The organism is Clostridium sp. AM34-11AC, from assembly GCF_003435375.1.
GTDB classification, from domain to species: Bacteria; Bacillota; Clostridia; order Lachnospirales; family Lachnospiraceae; genus Pilosibacter; species Pilosibacter fragilis.
This window is the reverse complement of sequence record NZ_QWGL01000027.1, coordinates 26,686-43,802: the sequence shown is the minus strand read 5'-3', so window position 1 is coordinate 43,802 and position 17,117 is coordinate 26,686. Positions and strand designations below refer to the sequence as shown.

Sequence of the window (17,117 nt, the reverse complement as noted above, 5' to 3'; positions counted from 1 at the left end):
AAGGGCACAAAACCGCCCTTTACGGTTTTGTGCCCCCGTTGAGTTACCTGAGAGATTCCCTCCGCTTTGGGAGGTTGCACCTTCGGTGGTCGGGCGCTGCCGCCCGGCCTTTTCGGAGCGTCGTCCGAAACCGGTCCTTTTGCCTGGGAGCTTCTGCGTTCCCCTTCGGCATCGCCTGAGCGATCTCTCCCAAAACAAAACTACTTTTTTATTTCCAAAATAGAAAATTATCGCAAATCCTTTATCCATGCGGATTTGCCGCTATTTTGTACATTTCCTAAATTTTTTCCAAAATCCAAAATAGGCCGTCAAATCTTACCTCAAATTTTCTCCAATTTTCCAAAATGAATTTTTCCAATATCGCCCCATTTTGGCTGTAAAATTTTTGACAGCCAGCAGGGTATGTGTCGCAAAAGTTGGTGCTGGCATCAAAAAAGAGCCTCCTCTCAGGGAAGCTCTTGGGGAAATATCTTTTGCTGTAATGTTTCTCCACAAGGAGAGTTTCGGCAGCTCTACAAGTTTAATGCCTTATAAATAGCATCAACGTTGTAATCCGGACCAAAGTTCGGGGCTACATCCATAATTTTCTGGATCAACGGCACGTCCTGCTCAACAAGATCATTTGCAATTTCCTCTGCTGAAGAAAACTTCTGCATCTTGGCGCAAACCTGCTTAATCAACTGCAGCATTCTACCTTTTTTGATGCCTATTTCAACACCTTCCTCATGTGCCAGATTTCTCATAATTTCCATTTCACGACACATAATCGCCACTCCTCTCTCATCTTCCTTAAAATACCGGACGCGGTCTGCAAGGACCTTGTTATGCATATCCTTTGCGTTTGTGCAACTGAAATCATGCATTAATCGCCCAAGTTTCGTTTCATCCTTAATCTGGGAATTCACATATATGATATGCGCCTCATCCTTAAACAATTTCCCAGTTTCCTTTACAACCCTATCAATATGATAGATTGGGAGATCTGCTTTCATAACATCATTTTCTGTAATGAAGATTACGAAAGTCTCATTCAGAGCCTCATACAAATCACCTGGTTCGGTGACATTCGCATCAATCAATGCGCTGTTGTATCGGGCCCTCTTCGCGCCAGCACCTTTGTCACTCCGCTGAACCTCTACATTAAATACACGGCCATGACTATCGATAGCAAGAATGTCCAGTCTTACGGACCGGCCCTGTAAGTTCTTGATGCCACGCTGACTGTGTACTTCCAGAACGTGGATGCCTTCATCGTTCAGGATGATCCGAAGCAACAGTTCCGCACACTGGATATCTTCAAATACTTTCGTCATGAAGTCATCATCCAATAAGCGGAAACCTCTGAGTCTTTGCAGATCTTCCTGATGTTTCTTTTCAAAATCCATGCATCTTCCTCACTTTCTCTGTGATATTTTATATAAACAGGGAAAGCCCTTCTGTAGGCATCCCCTGATCATATCGATCTCGGGGCAATGCCCACTTATCAACTTTTTGGAACTAATAATGTATAGTATTATCTTACCACACTTGAAACAGCGTCGCAAGATTTCCTTCGATATTTCACCATTACTCTATGCCTTGCATCAACCTATTATAAGTATGGATATGGATCATGGTTCCCAACTGCGATTTTTCGGTGCAGAGGAATTTTAAGCTTCTTTTTATCCCCTCAATTTCTCATTTATATGTAACATTATCGGTATGTCTTTTGTACTGTGTCAAAAGACATCAAAATCCTGACAGCTACAGGTAGATGGAACCCTCATTGAACCAAAATGTGAGGTCAGCCACGGGAACTTCCGTGACTGGCCTCATGTGTTTTATATCTACAAACAAGTGAGTAAATTCTGTGATTGTATAAAGATATACATTTTCCATTTTGGATGTTTTTGGGGGACATATCCAAAATGCATTCTACTGATGTTAACCTATTTTGCGGATAACGGTTTTTGGAATTCTTGTAACCCAATCCATTCCATTTTTGTAACCCACTTTGGTTCACAAATTTTGAAATATCCAAAATGGAGCGATTTTAAAAAGTAAGTTTTAATATGTAACGTTTTCAGTGAAATTTTCGCTCAGACGTTCCTGCCTGAAATCATAAAGCGCTTTATCATAATTCCGGTACCGGTATTCCGTTCATTTCAGCATTCGCCAAACCGTTGCCGCCACTATATCATCAAGTTTTTTAAATTGCAAGAGGGTATTTTTAGATAATCAGATGTTTGAGAAATAAAAGGAAAACACTTTATCAGCCTTGTTCGCGATAGATGGGAAAACACAGATTTCAAGTTTTTCTCTCTTATTCGCGATAAAAGGGAAAAACCATTTGCAGGTTTTTCCCTTTCTGTTCGTGATATAAAAGGAATTTTTCACGCTTATTTTATCCCTTGTTCGTGATTAGAGGGAATGTTCGCGAAATAAAAGGAATTAAACAATTTTTGTTTCTTTCCTTTTATTTCGCAAACATACTCCCCTCTTTTCCCTTGTTTTTCTGTACGTTTTTTCCTTTTATATCGCAAACAAGCGATTTTTCCTGCATCCTGTTTTTTCCTTTTATTTCTTAAACAAGCAGAATGCGTTTTCCTTTTATTTCCTAAACAAGCAAGTTTCATGTCGGTGAGTTTTTTCCTTTTATATCCTAAACAAGCGTATTGAGGAATGGTGCGAATTTTCCTTTTATTTCGTAAACACCTGGAGGTAAAGTGAAGAAAAAAAATCCTGCGGCCAACCACCGCAGGATTGTAGAATTAGATCAGGTTGTTGGGGTGAAGGTGCCCTTGCTATCCCAGGTACCTGCTCGCTTGGTGAAGATCGGGTGCGATGGGCAGTTCTGGAACATGTATTTAAACGCAGTGACACTTGAGATATCCCAATTGTTGATGGCGGAAGGATTTGCCAACTTCGTACAACCACTAAACATATATCTCATAGTTGTTACATTACCAGTATTCCAACTTGCGAGTGGACTCAAATCAACGATACTACTACACCTATTAAATATTCCATTCATATTCACAACTTTTTCTGTATTCCAATTTGTTAATGGCGTCAGATTTACGAGACTGGTACACTCATAAAACATATCAGACATTGTTGTGAGGTTATCAGTATCCCAGTTAGCTATTGGTGTTAAACTTGCAAGACTGGCACATTGAAAGAACATGTTATTCATACTGGTAACATTGCTTGTATTCCAATTTGTTAACGGATTTAAGTTCAAAAGATTAATGCATTCTTTGAACATATCTCCCATATTGGTAATGTTGTTTGTATTCCAGCTGGCTAGTGGGGTTAAATCAGAAAGGCTGGTACAACGGGAAAATATACAACTGACATCTATCAAATTTCTAGTATCCCAACGTTTTAATGCTGTTAAATCAGTTAGATTGTTACAGGCAGAGAATGTGGATCGCATGCTTGTTACGTCTTTAGTATCCAAATCTGATAACCCACTGATGTCGATAAGGTTTGTCATGTAATGACATAAATAATTTAGATTTGAATTTGCTACAACTGAATTTGCTGCTGACCACCACTTAATTGTTCCATCCTCGAACCACATATATACTGGAACTTCGGAATCTTCTGTAGATACCAATGAAGTAGGATTTGTTTTTATCTCATCTGAAGGTTCTTGGATAGAATGTTGGATTGCTGTAATTTTGGTATCTACCTCATAACAGTCTGCATTTTTCTTTCCAGCCAATACTTTCATTCTGGCATTTAATGTTTCGCCATCCAGAGTGGTGGCTGTTTCTTCTTCCCATGATGCTGCAAAAGTCACATTTCCTGTACTGTCAGTCTGTATTTTTGCCGGACTCCATCCCGTGAACTTATATCCAGTTTTTGTCGGTGTTGGAGGAATATATCCGTAATCATCCGCTGTATAGGAAGCCTTTTCTCCGCTTATGTTGCCGCCATCCAGATTGTACGAAATGCTACCAAGCACATCTGCAGTCCACTTCGCAGTCATTGTTACGGTTCCCGTGCTGCCGGCCGGAATGTTCTCCGGTTCCCATCCCGTAAAAGTATAGTTTTTCTTCGCTGGAGCTGGCGGCGTGTATCCATAATCAGCGCTTCCATACTCCGTCAGTGTTCCGGCTGCCAGGGTGCCTCCATCCAGTTCATAGCTGATCTTACCGAGTTTTCCTGACTGGTTCCGGTCACCTTCATCTGCCGGTCGGCTTGTCTTGTTCCCGGACTGGTTCAGGAAGATGGTGTATACCTGATCCAGAGCATCCTTACTCAGATTTCCATCACTGCCAGGTGTCAGGTTCACATCCGGGATATCGGTTGCCTGAATGGCGCAGGCGGTCACAATGATATCTTCCACGTTTCCGCTCAAATCGGATTCCACAGCATTTTTCATCTGTACCTTCTGGAACAGCTTGTCCGTGGTTGCGTCTTTCCCCAGGGTCTTTTTGTAACCGTACACATAGGATGTTTTTGCTTTCCCGTCTTCCCCGGCCACTGTTTCCGTCCGCAGCAGTTCCCACTGGTCACTGACGCCTTTTAATCGGAACAGATCCTGCTTCTTCTGCTCTCCTATGCCGTCATCCTCGTCGGTAAACGTTTCCTGTGGTATCTCCACCCGTATAAATACCAGAGCATCATTATTGCCGGTATTTTCAATCTGCGGATCCTTCACGATCTCCTGGTTCGGGATGATGTTTTTGACCTCGTCACTGTCATTTCCGGGATAGCTGGGTTCCTCCAGGTCGATCTTGACCTTGCCGACCGTGAACGTGTTGGTGGCTGTCTCGGCATCGGTCAGATAGGCCACGGTGCCGCCTGCTGCCACGGAAACCACCAGACCACAGGCAATCAGTGTCCGAAGCAGCTGCTTCTTTGATTTCCTCATAAAAAGAAAACCTCCTTCCATATTTTTTTGTCGGTATAATTATGGAAAATTTGCACCCAGAATTGGTGGAACGCAAAAGAACCTGCTCCGATAAGGAACAGGCTCTTGTTTTATGAAAATATGATCAGACTGACAGGTCATTGCCTTCCAGGTTCTTGCTGTTATTGGTATTTGCTTCCGGGACGGTCTGACCGTTGTTCTGCTTGCCGTAGATATCATAGATCTTCTGCAGATTCTCTTTGGTCAGGGTATCGGTCAGGTCGGTATCCTCGCCCTCCAGCACCTCGGCTGCCTGGATCGCGTAAGCGGTCACCTTGATATTTTCGGTATTGGTATCGATCTGTCCCTCGATGACGTTCTGCAGCTGGATACTGTCAAACAGTGCCGTGGTCTTGGCATCCTTTGCCAGTTTCTCCTTGTAAGCATAAACATGTACATTTGTATCAGCACCGGTATCATCGCCCTGAAGCTCTACCCAGTTCTTTCCAGCGGTACTGCCGTCAGTTGCCGGATCGATATCGGTATTCAGCATGGTAAAGAGCTCGGTCACCGCAGTGGTCTTTCTTGTGCCGTCTTTCTCTGCCACAATTACGGCCTTCTTCGGCATCTCAACCTTTAAGAATACGATTGCATCGTTGACACCGGTATTCTCCACCTGCGGGTCCTTTGCCACGATCTGGTTCGGTACCAGGTGCTGCTTCTGGGTTTCCGTCAGTTTTGCATACTCCGGCTCTTCCAGATCAATCTTTACCTGACCAATGGTAAAAGTGTTGGTTGCGGTCTCACTGTCAGTTAAATACGCCATGGTTCCTCCGATGGCCATTACTCCCATCATGGCACAGGCTGCTGCTGCCATGACCATCTGCTTCTTTGATTTCCTCATAAAAAGAAAACCTCCTTCCATAAATTTTCTTGCGGAACAATTATGGAAGAATTACTGCATAAATTAGCAAAACGTAAAAAGAACCCATTCCCACCAGGGAACAGGCTCTCGTTTGATGTGACATACCCAATCTTATTGGTTATTTCATCATATGATTTTTTGACAGAAAAATTATGGAAGAAATTGGTTTTAATGCCACACCTTACAATTTTACTTTTCTTCTTATGTGAACTGCCTCTCTACTTAGGCTTTCTCCTTTCCTGTTTGATATAGGAATTATGGAAGAAATTTACGCAGAATTGGTCAGGAAACAAAAAAATGGAACACGATTGTTTTTCATTTAGCCAACTTATTTCGTTACCTGTAGAGATAGGGGAATTTTCAAGGGTTCTTCCTATTTAAAAAGTCCCTTGACAATCTTTTTGATCATATTCGGATAATACTGGAAATACGGCTCCATATCTGCAACATACACGCGGTTCTCCAGAAGCCAGTCTTCTACCTGTTTTTTATATTCCGGGTGCTTGCCGGAAAACATCAGCAGATTGATCCCCTCGATTGCCCTGTAATTCCGGTTATTGATTTCCGCATATGCCGCTCTGGTTTTGAACTTTGTATTTCCCACCTTCTGATTCCTGAAGTCATCCGTTTTCACGTCATTACACAGAATGTATTCCGTTTCCGGTTTCTTATCCAGAATACCGGCATGGTACGCGGCGGATTCATGGTAATAAGCCCCGATATGTTCCCCGCGACGCTCCAGGTAAATCTCCCGGATTGCAGTCTCATCGGGAACATCCAGATCCACGGAGAATACGCCCGGACATTTCCGGAACAGGTGCCCTTCGGCAAGCAGCTGACGTGACAGATACTGAATCTTTGCAAACTCCATGGCGGCGTCCGTTTCTTCCGGTATCCAGACTCCATATTTTCCGCAGACTTCCTTCGCCTTGAAATACAAAACCGCGGCATCCCGCAGGGGAATTTCCGGTTTTTTGACCACGTGATTAAACACGGAGGATTTCTCGCCGAGCGAAAGCTCCTGTATAAAAAACTGTACCGAGTTCGTCAGTTCCTTTCCGTCCGGGCCGCATACCGTTATCGTGTTCCGTTCAATGCTGCTCACACGATATTCCCCGCCGGTACACTCCGTCACATATCCTCTCATGTCTTCCTTCGGTATGATCGGCGTACACAGGGCACACCGCTTGCCGTTCAGAAAGCTGAGGGCATATCCTTCGGTTGTTGTTCCGCAGGTGCGGTGGCGTACCGTCATCATCTTTGACAGTCCCTGATAGGGAGTGACCATTTCATACTCATCGCCCATGAGTTCATGAAATCTCTCTCCGAAGCGGTCAACGACCGCCTGACCGCTCCTGCAGCAACGACAGAACGGTGCCCGTTCAAATTCCCGAAGAGATACTGTGAATTCGCCTCCGCATTCCTCATGCCGGAGCGTCACGAACTGTCCGATTCCCTTACCGCCCCGGTATTTCACCAACGTGTATGTATTTTCCGCATGCGCGGCCCTGTCGATCCTTGCCTGCAGTTCTTCCTGTCTGAGATATGTTTCACAGTAACAACGTTTCTCCATCCATATCAGCTCCGTGGCGTTCACATTACGTTCCTTGCCACAGGTCTTATGTCGGATCTTTACGGGTCTTCCATATCCCGGGAAGTGTTCCTCCAGTTCGTAGGTACCGTCCCCAATCATATGAAGCTGGCGCTGAAACACCTCATCCGGATCCGCTTCCCGGTCACATTTTGGACATCCGGCACCAAGGAAAAGAGCATAAGGATGGATATGGAACCGCTCCCCGCATTTCCGACACTCCAGTTCTGCAATCCAGTGATCCACGGAATGCACGATGTATCCCGGGAAAAGCTCGGCAAGCGTTCCCGTATCATCCGTCTGTACCTTCAATGCCGCCTTCTGAAAATCCTCGTAATCATGGAACAGGAATAACAACAGTGCAATCGCGTCTTCCGGTACAATTTTCTTCTGTGACAGAACCTTGAACACACGCACATCCGTTTTACCGGCGAACAGACCGGCATATCCGGCAGTCCAAAGATCATCCGCAAGATTTCCGTACGGTGACTCCAGTGGATATCCGCCTTCTCCCATGCGCGCCAGAATCATCGCCTGTAAGCCATTCAGATCCAGATCCGGCGGGCACTCATATAATTTCCGCATAAACTCACTGATACGCTGTTCCGTTGTTTCATCTGCTCTAAGCTCCACCGGAACCATGGACCCGTCATCAAGTCCGCGTTCCCAATCGTCCGGTTCTATCTGTACACGCATCAGTACCCGGTGATGTTTCGGACACATCCGAACGCCAGGCAAATGATGGACGGTATGAAGATACGGTCTTTCATATGCGGCAATATCCTCCCGCGCGCAGTCCGGGCATACGTGCAACTCAGTGATGTCACTGTCCATTACGGGGATATCCAGTTTGCAGCCGCTATGTTCCCGGAGCAGAATTTCCATACATTCCGCCTGATATCCCCTGGTCATAAACGGAAACAGGGCTGTGAGCGGTGTCATTTCCGCAATCATGCTCCTGACATCCGGGAAACATTCGAATTCTTCGTTCTCCGAGCATATATGGTCCAGATTGAATCGGTAATCCAGACGAACGGGAACCGGTTTCCCCATTTTAAATTTTCGATCTTCATACGGGATATAAGCTGCACAGAATTTCTCAATGGAATCGTACATATTGACCCTGAATAACCGTACAATCCAGCCGTACAGCAGTTCACCGGGATAAGGTTTCAGGCATGTCGGCATAAGCATAAATAGCACTTCCTTTCCATAACTTCTTTGCATAAATTATGGAAGAAAAGCCCCCTGTTACCGCAAAAAGAAAGCCCCGGAAGGCTCATTCCTCCGGGGTTCCAAGCAGATATTATTAACTTTTTGAGTTTAGCAGATTCTTGTGATCTGCTCATAAATCACGGAGTCTTTTTCCGTGATTTGACGGTCCACATGATGATGACCGAAAAACCATTTATTGTATGAAGTCTTCTTTTTCACTTTTTCCAGATATTGATTCAGCGGATCTGGAGACAAAAGTCCGCCTCCCAGAATCTCCAGGCTGGAAGACGGTCCGTCATGGGAAAAGATAAAATCCGTTTTCCAATTGTGAGCTTTCAACGTTTCCAGTCCATGCAGCATTTCCAATCGGGTCGGCATTTCTGACCGCCACCAGCTCACCTCTTCGATTCTGGCACAGCAATTTGTTGTTCGCAATATTTTTAATTTTTCGTAAATCAGCGGATCATCCGGCTGCAAAATTCCCGCCGTATAATCTTTCTTTAAAGCACTGTTTGTGGCAAAACCATCAATGTCATGAGAACGTGCGCCGCCAAAAGTAAAGATCATTTTCCCATCCAAATCGAACATCTCACCCCGCATCAAATGGATGACGTGTTCCCGAATTTTATGAACGCGGCCACCGTGCCACTCTTCTATTGGAAGTGAGTTGAGTCTGGTAAAGTTTTCATGATTCCCGTCCACGAAAAGGGTGGTGTATGTTTTGTTTTCCAGCCAGTCGAGCCACCAGGTCTCTCTCTTACTTTCCCGATCCTCCGACCATACCAGCCCAAAATCACCGCAGATAATAACATAATCATCCCGGGTCATTTCTTTCTGTTCCGGAAAATTTTCCGTATTAAACCGATCCGGCTCCGAGTGAATATCTCCAGTAACGTAAATTCTTCCCATTTTTTTCTCCTTTTTGTATAATTCTATTCCAATCCCCAAGGAGTCTACCATTATCATACCATTGGGTCTTACTCCTGTACAGTCCCGTCATCGGCAGTTTGATTTTCATCGCTGTGCTCTCCCGAAAGCTTCTTTTCTGACAGGACATATTTACCGTAGCCTATCCGCTCTAAATAACTGTTTCGAACCAACCAGCGCATAAGATCCTGTACCTGCTTCAGCAGCAGTATGTCAGCCGAGTCCCTGGGGCTCCAGAATCCCTTCTGTCGGCAGATTTCTTTTGCGGATAAATAAATCAACGCTTCTTTTCTTGGTGCAGGCTTCGGTTTTGCCACTCGGTGCGTAAAAAGCTTTGATTCTGTCGGTCTGGACAATTCCTGCATGATGTATCCTGGATCCCGAAAGAATCTCTCTCCGTTTTCACCCTCGATAGCGTATCTGACGTTTTTCATTCCCGTGATCCGGTAGTACCCTCCGGTACATGATTCCAGTTCCGCTTCCAGTTCCGCCCGTCTGATTACTTTGTGGCATAAGTTGCATCTTCTGCCGCGGAGAAAATCATTTGGAATCATCTCGGTAACGGTTCCGCACGCCCGGTGTCTGACCAGAATCCGACTCCTCAAATCCGTGAACCCGCTTGCCAGCTCGTATTCATCGCCGACCAGATCACTCATCCTTTTTATGAAGTCTTCTACTGATTCTCTTGGAGCACGGCGTCTTTCACATACCATGCAGGTCGGTCTTTTCTGAAAGCGCCCGAGCTCCCAATCAAAGGTCTGACCGCAAACTTTATGTTTTAACCGGACGATGTGGTCCTTTTTCCCTCCGATATACCGAATCAGTGTAAAATCTGTGGATGCAGCGCGAACACGTTCCGCCGCATCCGAAAAACTTACTTTTGTCTCGCAGTCGCATTTCTTCTGCATCCAGAGTGTTTCCATGAGGCGGGTCTTCCGGACGTTTCCGCAGGTTTTATGGAGGATGCTGACCCGCTCTCCCATGGCTTCTTCGTTGACATCCTCCGCCAGTTCGTAATTTCCGTCTCCGAGAAAAGAAAGTCTCCGGTTGATTCGCTGCTGCAATGACATCCTTGTTTCGCAAAAAGGACATCCGCAGCCCAGACCGAGTGAATACGGGTGGATATGGAATCCCTTTCCGCAGGTTACGCATTTCAGATGCACAAGTCTGCCGAATCCGGACAGTAATTGGAACCGTCCGTGGATTACGTCCGCAAACGGCTCCTCCAGTTCGCCCAGAAAGCGCTGTGCTTTTTCTTCCAGAACGGAATATTCGCCAAACAGGAATGCCGAGAATGCCATGATTTCATCCATTCCGTTCCGCGGTTCCATCAGCATTTTCTGTACCCTTTTTTCGCATTCGGCGTTCAGGTAAGGAAGAAATCCGGCTGATTTCACGGCTTCCGCAATTTTCTTCCTGATGTCCAATTCTTCCATACGTTCTGAAAGTAAAGCCTGCAACCCACGAAGATCAAAAAACAGAGGTTTCTCATATAATTTTTTTGCAAAGGAACTGATCCCCCATTCCGTTTCTAAATCCCCGACCAATTCTTTTTCCGACAGGATGATTCCGTCCTCATCCAGGTCCAGAACCTTCTGCTTTTTGTATTCCAGGATCTGCAGCGGAACCTTGTGAACAGCGCACACCCGCACGCCCGGCAGATGGTGCCAAGTGCGCAGATAAGAAAAACCATACTTTTCATGATCCTGCCGCCTGCATTCTGGGCACGACAGGAACTCAGAGATCATGTTGCCCCGGTTTCCCGTCCCGGTCAGGGCAGTGCCTGGTTCTCTCAGGATGAACTGTGTCCACCAGGACTGGTTCCCGTATGTAAGAAACGGGAAAACGGTATACAGCGGAGTCATCTTCCGAAGCATTTCATCCGCTGTTGGGAAGCAACCAATCTCCTTGTATTCCTCACAGACCCGGTCCAAATCCCGGATGAAATCCACCCGTGGATACCAAGATATCCTTTCCGGCGGCTGAAGTGCGGTTCTTTCGGTGAGGAACCGTTTTCCAAATTCCGTGAGTGAAGAATATCTGTTTTCCAGTGACAGCCTTGACAGCCACCCATACAGTAATTCATCAGGCATAGGTCTCATACATACGGGCATGATCATGGTACAGGCTCCTTTCACTTCGCGATGCAGTTCATCAGTTCACGCTCAATTCCTTTCATTTTTCCTTCATCCGTCTCTGTCTGTTTTACTCCCGTCGTCCGCTTTTTTCCTTTTCCGACCTTTTTTAATACGGCAAGAACCTTCTGAACACGTTCTCCCTTGGCTGCCTTTTTGAAACTGTCTTCCTGCTCCGCTTTTGCAAAGGCTTTCCGAATCTGAAGCTCCGAATATTCCGGATAACAATCTGAAATGGATCCCATCATCTGAGAAAGAATCATGTCGCGGTCATAATGATTATCAATATTTTCCTTCGCTTCCCGGCGGAATGCTTCCACGACTTTTCTTTCCTCATCCGCCAGGGCTGACTGCTGAATATCCATCAGCATATTTTCACGAAGTTCCAGAAATCGCTCTTCATTCTCAATCAGGGATTCCTTTAACAGCCCCCGCATTTCCTTGATGTGTTTCTCGGCAACCTTATGAACAAACACTTCATCAATAGTCGGCTGCTCCTCATTGCTTAATACCTCAAACTGCATCATCATCCATAACGTTGTCAGAAGATCGATGCTTCCGCAGCTTTCCTCATACATGCTATTTTCAATTCCCTCCGTCAGGGGTGCCGGTTCGTCCAGCCACTGGTATTTCCAGATTCTCTCGATAATCTCGCTCATGAACTTCTTGTCTTTGCAGTAAGAATCTGCCCGGATAATTGTGCTTGCCATGCGTCTCTGGATCCGCAGCATGCCTCCCCATAACCGGCATGCTTCCGGGGTTCCGATTGCCACGATTGCAACGCCAGTCTGAGCCGTGATTGTCAGGAAATTCTCAAAACTTTTCGCGCTGCTCTGTGAAAAATCCAAAAACTGGATCTCGTCAATCGCAATCGCGCCAATATGATACAGTTCAATCCACCCACAGATGATGGAAACAATCTTTCCTAAATTCGCCTTACCCGAAATCACATTCAAATGATCTTCCCCGGTATCCAGCAGCCGGTCAAGCTGCTTGGCGAATGATAAGAACAATGCCGTTAAGTTGGAATTCGAAAATGCCGTCAAACGAATAATCGGAATCTGCGTGTAAAATCCATCCGGGAAGGTGTGGCGGATGACCCGCGGATACTTCGCGCATGTCAGGTCAAAAGCGGTCGATTTGCCTACTCCGGATGTTCCGACAATGGAGAAGCCCAGTACGTTGGCAGAAATATCATTCGCATATGAAATAATATTGGTCTCCATCTCCTCGCCCGCAACTTTGATCGGTCTGGCCATAGCCGTTATTCCGTTCCGTCTGCTGGCGTATGACGAAATCAAAGCCGTGGACAAGTGGTATTCAATAAGCGAATGGAACGGAATCGGATAACGGATCTTTTTCAGACTGATCAGTTGACGTTTCCGCTCAGACAGCGAGGCCATTTTCACCTTTGCCGGGTCATATCCGGAAATGGGGATATTGTTCTGTTTGAGCAGTTCAGTGATATCCGCTGCACGCGGCAATGAACAAATGTCCGGATTTCCAAGATGTCCGTTCTGCTTCCAGTAGCGTGCCTCCACACAATCTTCCACTGACAGATCCACGCCGTCATACAGATTTTTTCCGCCGGCCGGTTCCACATAATCAAGATTCATGTTCTTAACAAATTTCATGATTTTTTCCGTCCTTTCTGCATTCTACACACCAAAATATTTTGTCATCCCGCTAAAATCGTCCGGGAGCACTTCAAGTACCTTTTCGGCTGCTTTAGGTGCCTTATCTTTCACCTTTTCCGTAACGTTCTCTTTTTCCGTTTCCGGCTTCTTTTGAAGGATATTCGCATCCGGCAGTCCGGTCACGACATCCTCTCCGCCTACCGTAAGGCGCTCCGCAAGCGTATTCTGGAGTTGTCCGTTTTCCTGTTCCTGTTTTCTGGCCTCCCGAATATTTTTCTTTCTGTTTTTCCCGGCATTCTGCAGCTTTTTCGCCGTTGTGATGACATCCGCCATGTCACGCTGGACAGCGACCTGCTGTTCCAGATCATATGCCTCCAGGCTACGGCTGGTATCCTTTCTCCGTTTCCAGAGCTCATCATATTCTTTCCAGCTCATGTCTCTGAATGTTCTCTGTTCCTCCCGGATCTCGTTCAGGGCGATGACATGCAGTGCACCATCTTCCATTAAATACACGTTATTGATGCTCCGCGGGTCGTAGCGCACACCCGGTAATGCTTCTTTTTTCTTTCCTGTCTTCCACATTTTCTCCAGAAGCCACTGTTCTCCGTTTTCATAAAAGAGCCCGCGGTATGTAACGCCCCGCCTGGAGATCTGGAACTTCCTGTCCGTTTTCAGAAGTGCGAAAAATGCAGTCTTTTTCGTACTCTCCGTCAGCCACCGAGGTGTCATCAGATACTCACATCCGTACTGCCAGATGGAAGCCGGGATTGGCGGAACATCTGCCTGAATCATTTCCTTCGTCAGAGGGTATCCGTCCCGTTTGTGCTGGTTAAAATAAACGACAAAGCGATACGCCATGCGACGAATATCGTCCAGGTCGGTGCAGGCCGTTTCATAGTGCTTCGAGTCATGCGTTTTCATAATGACTCCCGTTCCACCAGCTGCGCTGCGCACGAGCTCCTGGAACTGATGGAACGACTGCTCAACGATGCCTTTCATGGAACCCGTGGCCGGAGGCGCCAGAACAATGTTCATTCCGATTTCCCGGCCGACACGCCTCATATCTTCTGATGTGTATTCGGCACCGTGGTCCGTGCGCAACTCCTGCGGAATGAATCCCATCGGACAAACCTCTGACGGTGCGGTCAGACCGTATTTTGCATACTGCTCACGGCCGTCAAAAAACAGCGCCATAAGTAAATTTGTGATTCCAACAAAGCTATTGTTTGCGTAATCGACCCAGCAGCCTACAATACAGCAGGAATAAACGTCGATTGCGAGGTACATGACTGCGCGCCCGACCACCTGCCTGCTGTCCCGTGAGGACACGTTAATCATGTCGATCTCCACTTCGTCCACCTCAACGATATGTCCCGGTCCCAAGCAGCCGGATTGGCTGTTGCCGCGCAGGAGCCTTGCGTTGTTTCTCCGCTCCTTGGCGCTCATCTTTAACGGTGTAATGCCGTTCCTGTCATTCTGTTTATTGCAGTATGTCCAGAAACGCTTATATGTCGGAATTTCCTCAAGCGAAGCCATTTTCTGAACCAGAATTCCATTATTGTATTCCTGTGTCATGTAATGCTTTCCGACCAGATATCTGTATGCCGATTTAAGCGACACTCCAGCCTCTTTTCCTTTCAGAAAATACTGATAGCCGTCCTGGAAAACCTCCTCCAAATGCTCATCGTTGGCAACTGTCTTATCACCATGTCCACGGACAGGGTCTCCTACCTTGTACTCATTCTTCCTGTTTTTTTCTCCCTTTCTTCCATCCACAAGCGAATAAGGATTTCTTCCGGATTGAAGATAGTTGCGTATTTTTCGATGGGTAACCGCCTTGCTGCGCCCGAGCTCCTGCATCAATTCCTTTATTTCCGGCTTTGTTTCCTTCGACTGGATTCGTTCCCATTCCGGGTATAAGCTCTGCAGCATACGCTCTATCGCAACTGCTTTCCGGTTCAGTTCTTCCTTTTCCTCATCCGTCAGATCTTTCACCAAAAGCTCTTCATCTTTCCAATCAGATCTTTTTATACCGCCTATGGATATCTGATACTTTACGAAATCCATGGAAAAACGCAGGATGTTCAATCTGGTTGTTTCTATTTGGATAAAAATTCCGCAATTAGGAGTCATGACCAAAACCCGATATAAACCGTCAGGCATCTGTACCACGTCACCCACCTGCATCTGCAACTGCCCGTTATCTACCATCATGATACCTCCTGAATGCTTCTCTAATCTGGTCCTCGTTACCTCTTACCAGACTTGCAAACCGTACGATTTCCCCATCCATGGGGATTGATACAGCTTTATGCGCGACCAGGTATTTCAGCATGGTTTCCGTTCCCGTCACATGAGCTGAATCATAGTACGCCATACAATGTTCAATGTTGGCCGCCAAGGTTTTATTCAGATTTTCCCGTAAGACAATCTTAAAATCCACGCCGTACCGTTTCCAATATTCCAGCTCGACATATTGCCGGATCAGAATCTTTCCGTACTTCGGCGAATCCGGGGTAAAATCATCCGAACCCGATTTAACGCTGTATGCGACCCTACTGCCGTCACGGAATGTAATGAGAAAATCCGTGGATAAGCGATTCCGCGGAATACGGAATCCATGCTCTTCACAGATTTTCCGAACCGTATCGGAAGAAAGCATCATCTGTTCCTGAATCAGTTCCACGTCATCCCGGTACCGCATGATCCAGAAAAATTCCTTTTCACCCATGGATAACGTATCCACTGTCCGGCCTGCAATGGGGTCATACACTGCCGATGATGTTCCGATACTGCCGATTTCATTCGCCTTAATAAATCCGATGTACTGATCTCCGCCTCCCAAGCATCTGCCCTCGGCCAATTTCGTTTTATCACTCTTCCGTTTCAATTTCTCACCTCCTCGCTCCGTTTCAATTATGGAATATACTGATCCGTGTCCTTTCCGCCGGAAAGCATATGGAACATTAAAATTCCGTTTCTTTAAAAAAATCCGCTCATACCGACTGTGCCTTTTTTGAGTTTCCACGAATTGCATGATCATAATGACTGCCCTTTTGTTTATTTTTCTTTGCGGATAGACAGAGTTCATTTTTTTAAACAACATGTATGTACCATCTCGCATATATGCAGTCATTTTGTTTTGAAAATGTTGTTTTTAACGTTGATACACACTATGACTGTGTGTTTCATCATATTTTTCGCAAAATCACACACTGTGACTGTGCTAGACTGTGCTTTTGGGTTGCGGATATCTAAATTCATCATATTCAATCGTACTGACTGTGTAATTTTAGCTTTTCGCAGTCATTTTGATATATGATTTTCCTTCATAAATTCAGTTTCCCGGAATCCGGAACTGTGTTATACTTTTCTTATTACTGACGATAAAAAATCTTCGAGGTACACATACGATGAAATTAAAACGCAATGATGAACTGATCCCTAAACGGCTCAAAAAACTTCGGGAGGAAAAAGGCTGGTCCCAAACACAGGCCGGTGATGCCATCGGCGCAGGCCGCGGTGCCTGGCAGCAGTGGGAACTCCGCAAGCGTACGCCAAGTGACACGGCCCTTATCGCCGCTTCCTATATTTTCAACGTAAGCCTTCCGTATATCTGCGGTGTGGATGACGAACCGACTCCACAAAGCATGATTATCCCGGAGTCCCGCTTACAGCCGATGGACCGTAACGGGATTGAGGCTTATCTCAGTCTGACGCGGCAGGAAAAAGAGTTTGTGCGAAAAACCATGGATTTCCTTCAATCTCATCGGCATCAACAGTAGAGTCCCCGCTGCCGGAACAGTAATCTGCTCCGGCAGCGTGCTTTTTCGATATCATTTTT

The 17,117-nt window shown here is 46.0% G+C and carries 10 protein-coding genes and 1 riboswitch; of the genes, 1 reads left to right on the top strand and 9 read right to left on the bottom strand.

The features are described from left to right. Nucleotides 1-121: 121 nt before the first annotated feature. Nucleotides 122-202, bottom strand: a riboswitch (glycine riboswitch). Nucleotides 203-512: 310 nt separating this feature from the next. From DW826_RS13920 to DW826_RS13880, 9 genes are all read right to left on the bottom strand, one after another. After that, nucleotides 513-1,385 (bottom strand): PD-(D/E)XK nuclease family transposase, encoded by an 873-nt coding sequence (locus DW826_RS13920; protein ID WP_117553035.1) that lies wholly within the window; start codon nucleotides 1,383-1,385, stop codon nucleotides 513-515. 1,370 nt (nucleotides 1,386-2,755) lie between these two features. Beyond that, on the bottom strand, nucleotides 2,756-4,864 hold the full coding sequence (locus DW826_RS13915; RefSeq protein ID WP_181968081.1) for a TasA family protein: 2,109 nt from the start codon (nucleotides 4,862-4,864) through the stop codon (nucleotides 2,756-2,758). A gap of 124 nt (nucleotides 4,865-4,988) precedes the next feature. Further along, nucleotides 4,989-5,747 (bottom strand): SipW-dependent-type signal peptide-containing protein, encoded by a 759-nt coding sequence (locus tag DW826_RS13910; protein ID WP_181968080.1) that lies wholly within the window; start codon nucleotides 5,745-5,747, stop codon nucleotides 4,989-4,991. A gap of 394 nt (nucleotides 5,748-6,141) precedes the next feature. Further along, the gene (locus tag DW826_RS13905; RefSeq protein WP_181968079.1) at nucleotides 6,142-8,553 is read right to left on the bottom strand and encodes a TniQ family protein; all 2,412 of its coding nucleotides are present in this window, start codon (nucleotides 8,551-8,553) and stop codon (nucleotides 6,142-6,144) included. Nucleotides 8,554-8,682: 129 nt separating this feature from the next. Next, nucleotides 8,683-9,483 carry a metallophosphoesterase family protein gene (locus DW826_RS13900; protein ID WP_117553033.1) on the bottom strand — a complete coding sequence of 267 codons (801 nt, stop codon included), beginning with the start codon at nucleotides 9,481-9,483 and terminating at the stop codon, nucleotides 8,683-8,685. Between the two features lie 68 nt (nucleotides 9,484-9,551). Then, nucleotides 9,552-11,594, bottom strand: a complete 2,043-nt coding sequence (locus tag DW826_RS13895; RefSeq protein ID WP_207659893.1) for a TniQ family protein — start codon at nucleotides 11,592-11,594, stop codon at nucleotides 9,552-9,554. 41 nt (nucleotides 11,595-11,635) lie between these two features. Continuing rightward, complete coding sequence (locus DW826_RS13890; protein WP_117513303.1) at nucleotides 11,636-13,270, bottom strand: ATP-binding protein; 1,635 nt, start codon at nucleotides 13,268-13,270, stop codon at nucleotides 11,636-11,638. A 24-nt stretch (nucleotides 13,271-13,294) separates the two neighbouring features. After that, nucleotides 13,295-15,487, bottom strand: coding sequence for a DDE-type integrase/transposase/recombinase (locus DW826_RS13885; protein WP_117513301.1), 2,193 nt, complete (start codon nucleotides 15,485-15,487; stop codon nucleotides 13,295-13,297). Beyond that, nucleotides 15,474-16,163 (bottom strand): TnsA endonuclease N-terminal domain-containing protein, encoded by a 690-nt coding sequence (locus tag DW826_RS13880; RefSeq protein ID WP_177968669.1) that lies wholly within the window; start codon nucleotides 16,161-16,163, stop codon nucleotides 15,474-15,476. Before DW826_RS13880 ends, DW826_RS13885 begins: the two co-directional genes overlap by 14 nt. A gap of 523 nt (nucleotides 16,164-16,686) precedes the next feature. On the opposite strand from DW826_RS13880, the gene DW826_RS13875 reads away from it, so the two are divergent. Continuing rightward, nucleotides 16,687-17,058, top strand: coding sequence for a helix-turn-helix transcriptional regulator (locus tag DW826_RS13875; RefSeq protein WP_117513297.1), 372 nt, complete (start codon nucleotides 16,687-16,689; stop codon nucleotides 17,056-17,058). The last annotated feature ends 59 nt before the right edge of the window (nucleotides 17,059-17,117 follow it).

What these genes read in the sequence shown, in the direction of transcription:
- DW826_RS13920 (WP_117553035.1), bottom strand. Translation starts at nt 1,385, where the DNA reads ATGGATTTTGAAAAGAAACATCAGGAAGATCTGCAAAGACTCAGAGGT.
- DW826_RS13915 (WP_181968081.1), bottom strand. Translation starts at nt 4,864, where the DNA reads ATGAGGAAATCAAAGAAGCAGCTGCTTCGGACACTGATTGCCTGTGGT.
- DW826_RS13910 (WP_181968080.1), bottom strand. Translation starts at nt 5,747, where the DNA reads ATGAGGAAATCAAAGAAGCAGATGGTCATGGCAGCAGCAGCCTGTGCC.
- DW826_RS13905 (WP_181968079.1), bottom strand. Translation starts at nt 8,553, where the DNA reads ATGCTTATGCCGACATGCCTGAAACCTTATCCCGGTGAACTGCTGTAC.
- DW826_RS13900 (WP_117553033.1), bottom strand. Translation starts at nt 9,483, where the DNA reads ATGGGAAGAATTTACGTTACTGGAGATATTCACTCGGAGCCGGATCGG.
- DW826_RS13895 (WP_207659893.1), bottom strand. Translation starts at nt 11,594, where the DNA reads ATGCCTGATGAATTACTGTATGGGTGGCTGTCAAGGCTGTCACTGGAA.
- DW826_RS13890 (WP_117513303.1), bottom strand. Translation starts at nt 13,270, where the DNA reads ATGAAATTTGTTAAGAACATGAATCTTGATTATGTGGAACCGGCCGGC.
- DW826_RS13885 (WP_117513301.1), bottom strand. Translation starts at nt 15,487, where the DNA reads ATGATGGTAGATAACGGGCAGTTGCAGATGCAGGTGGGTGACGTGGTA.
- DW826_RS13875 (WP_117513297.1), top strand. Translation starts at nt 16,687, where the DNA reads ATGAAATTAAAACGCAATGATGAACTGATCCCTAAACGGCTCAAAAAA.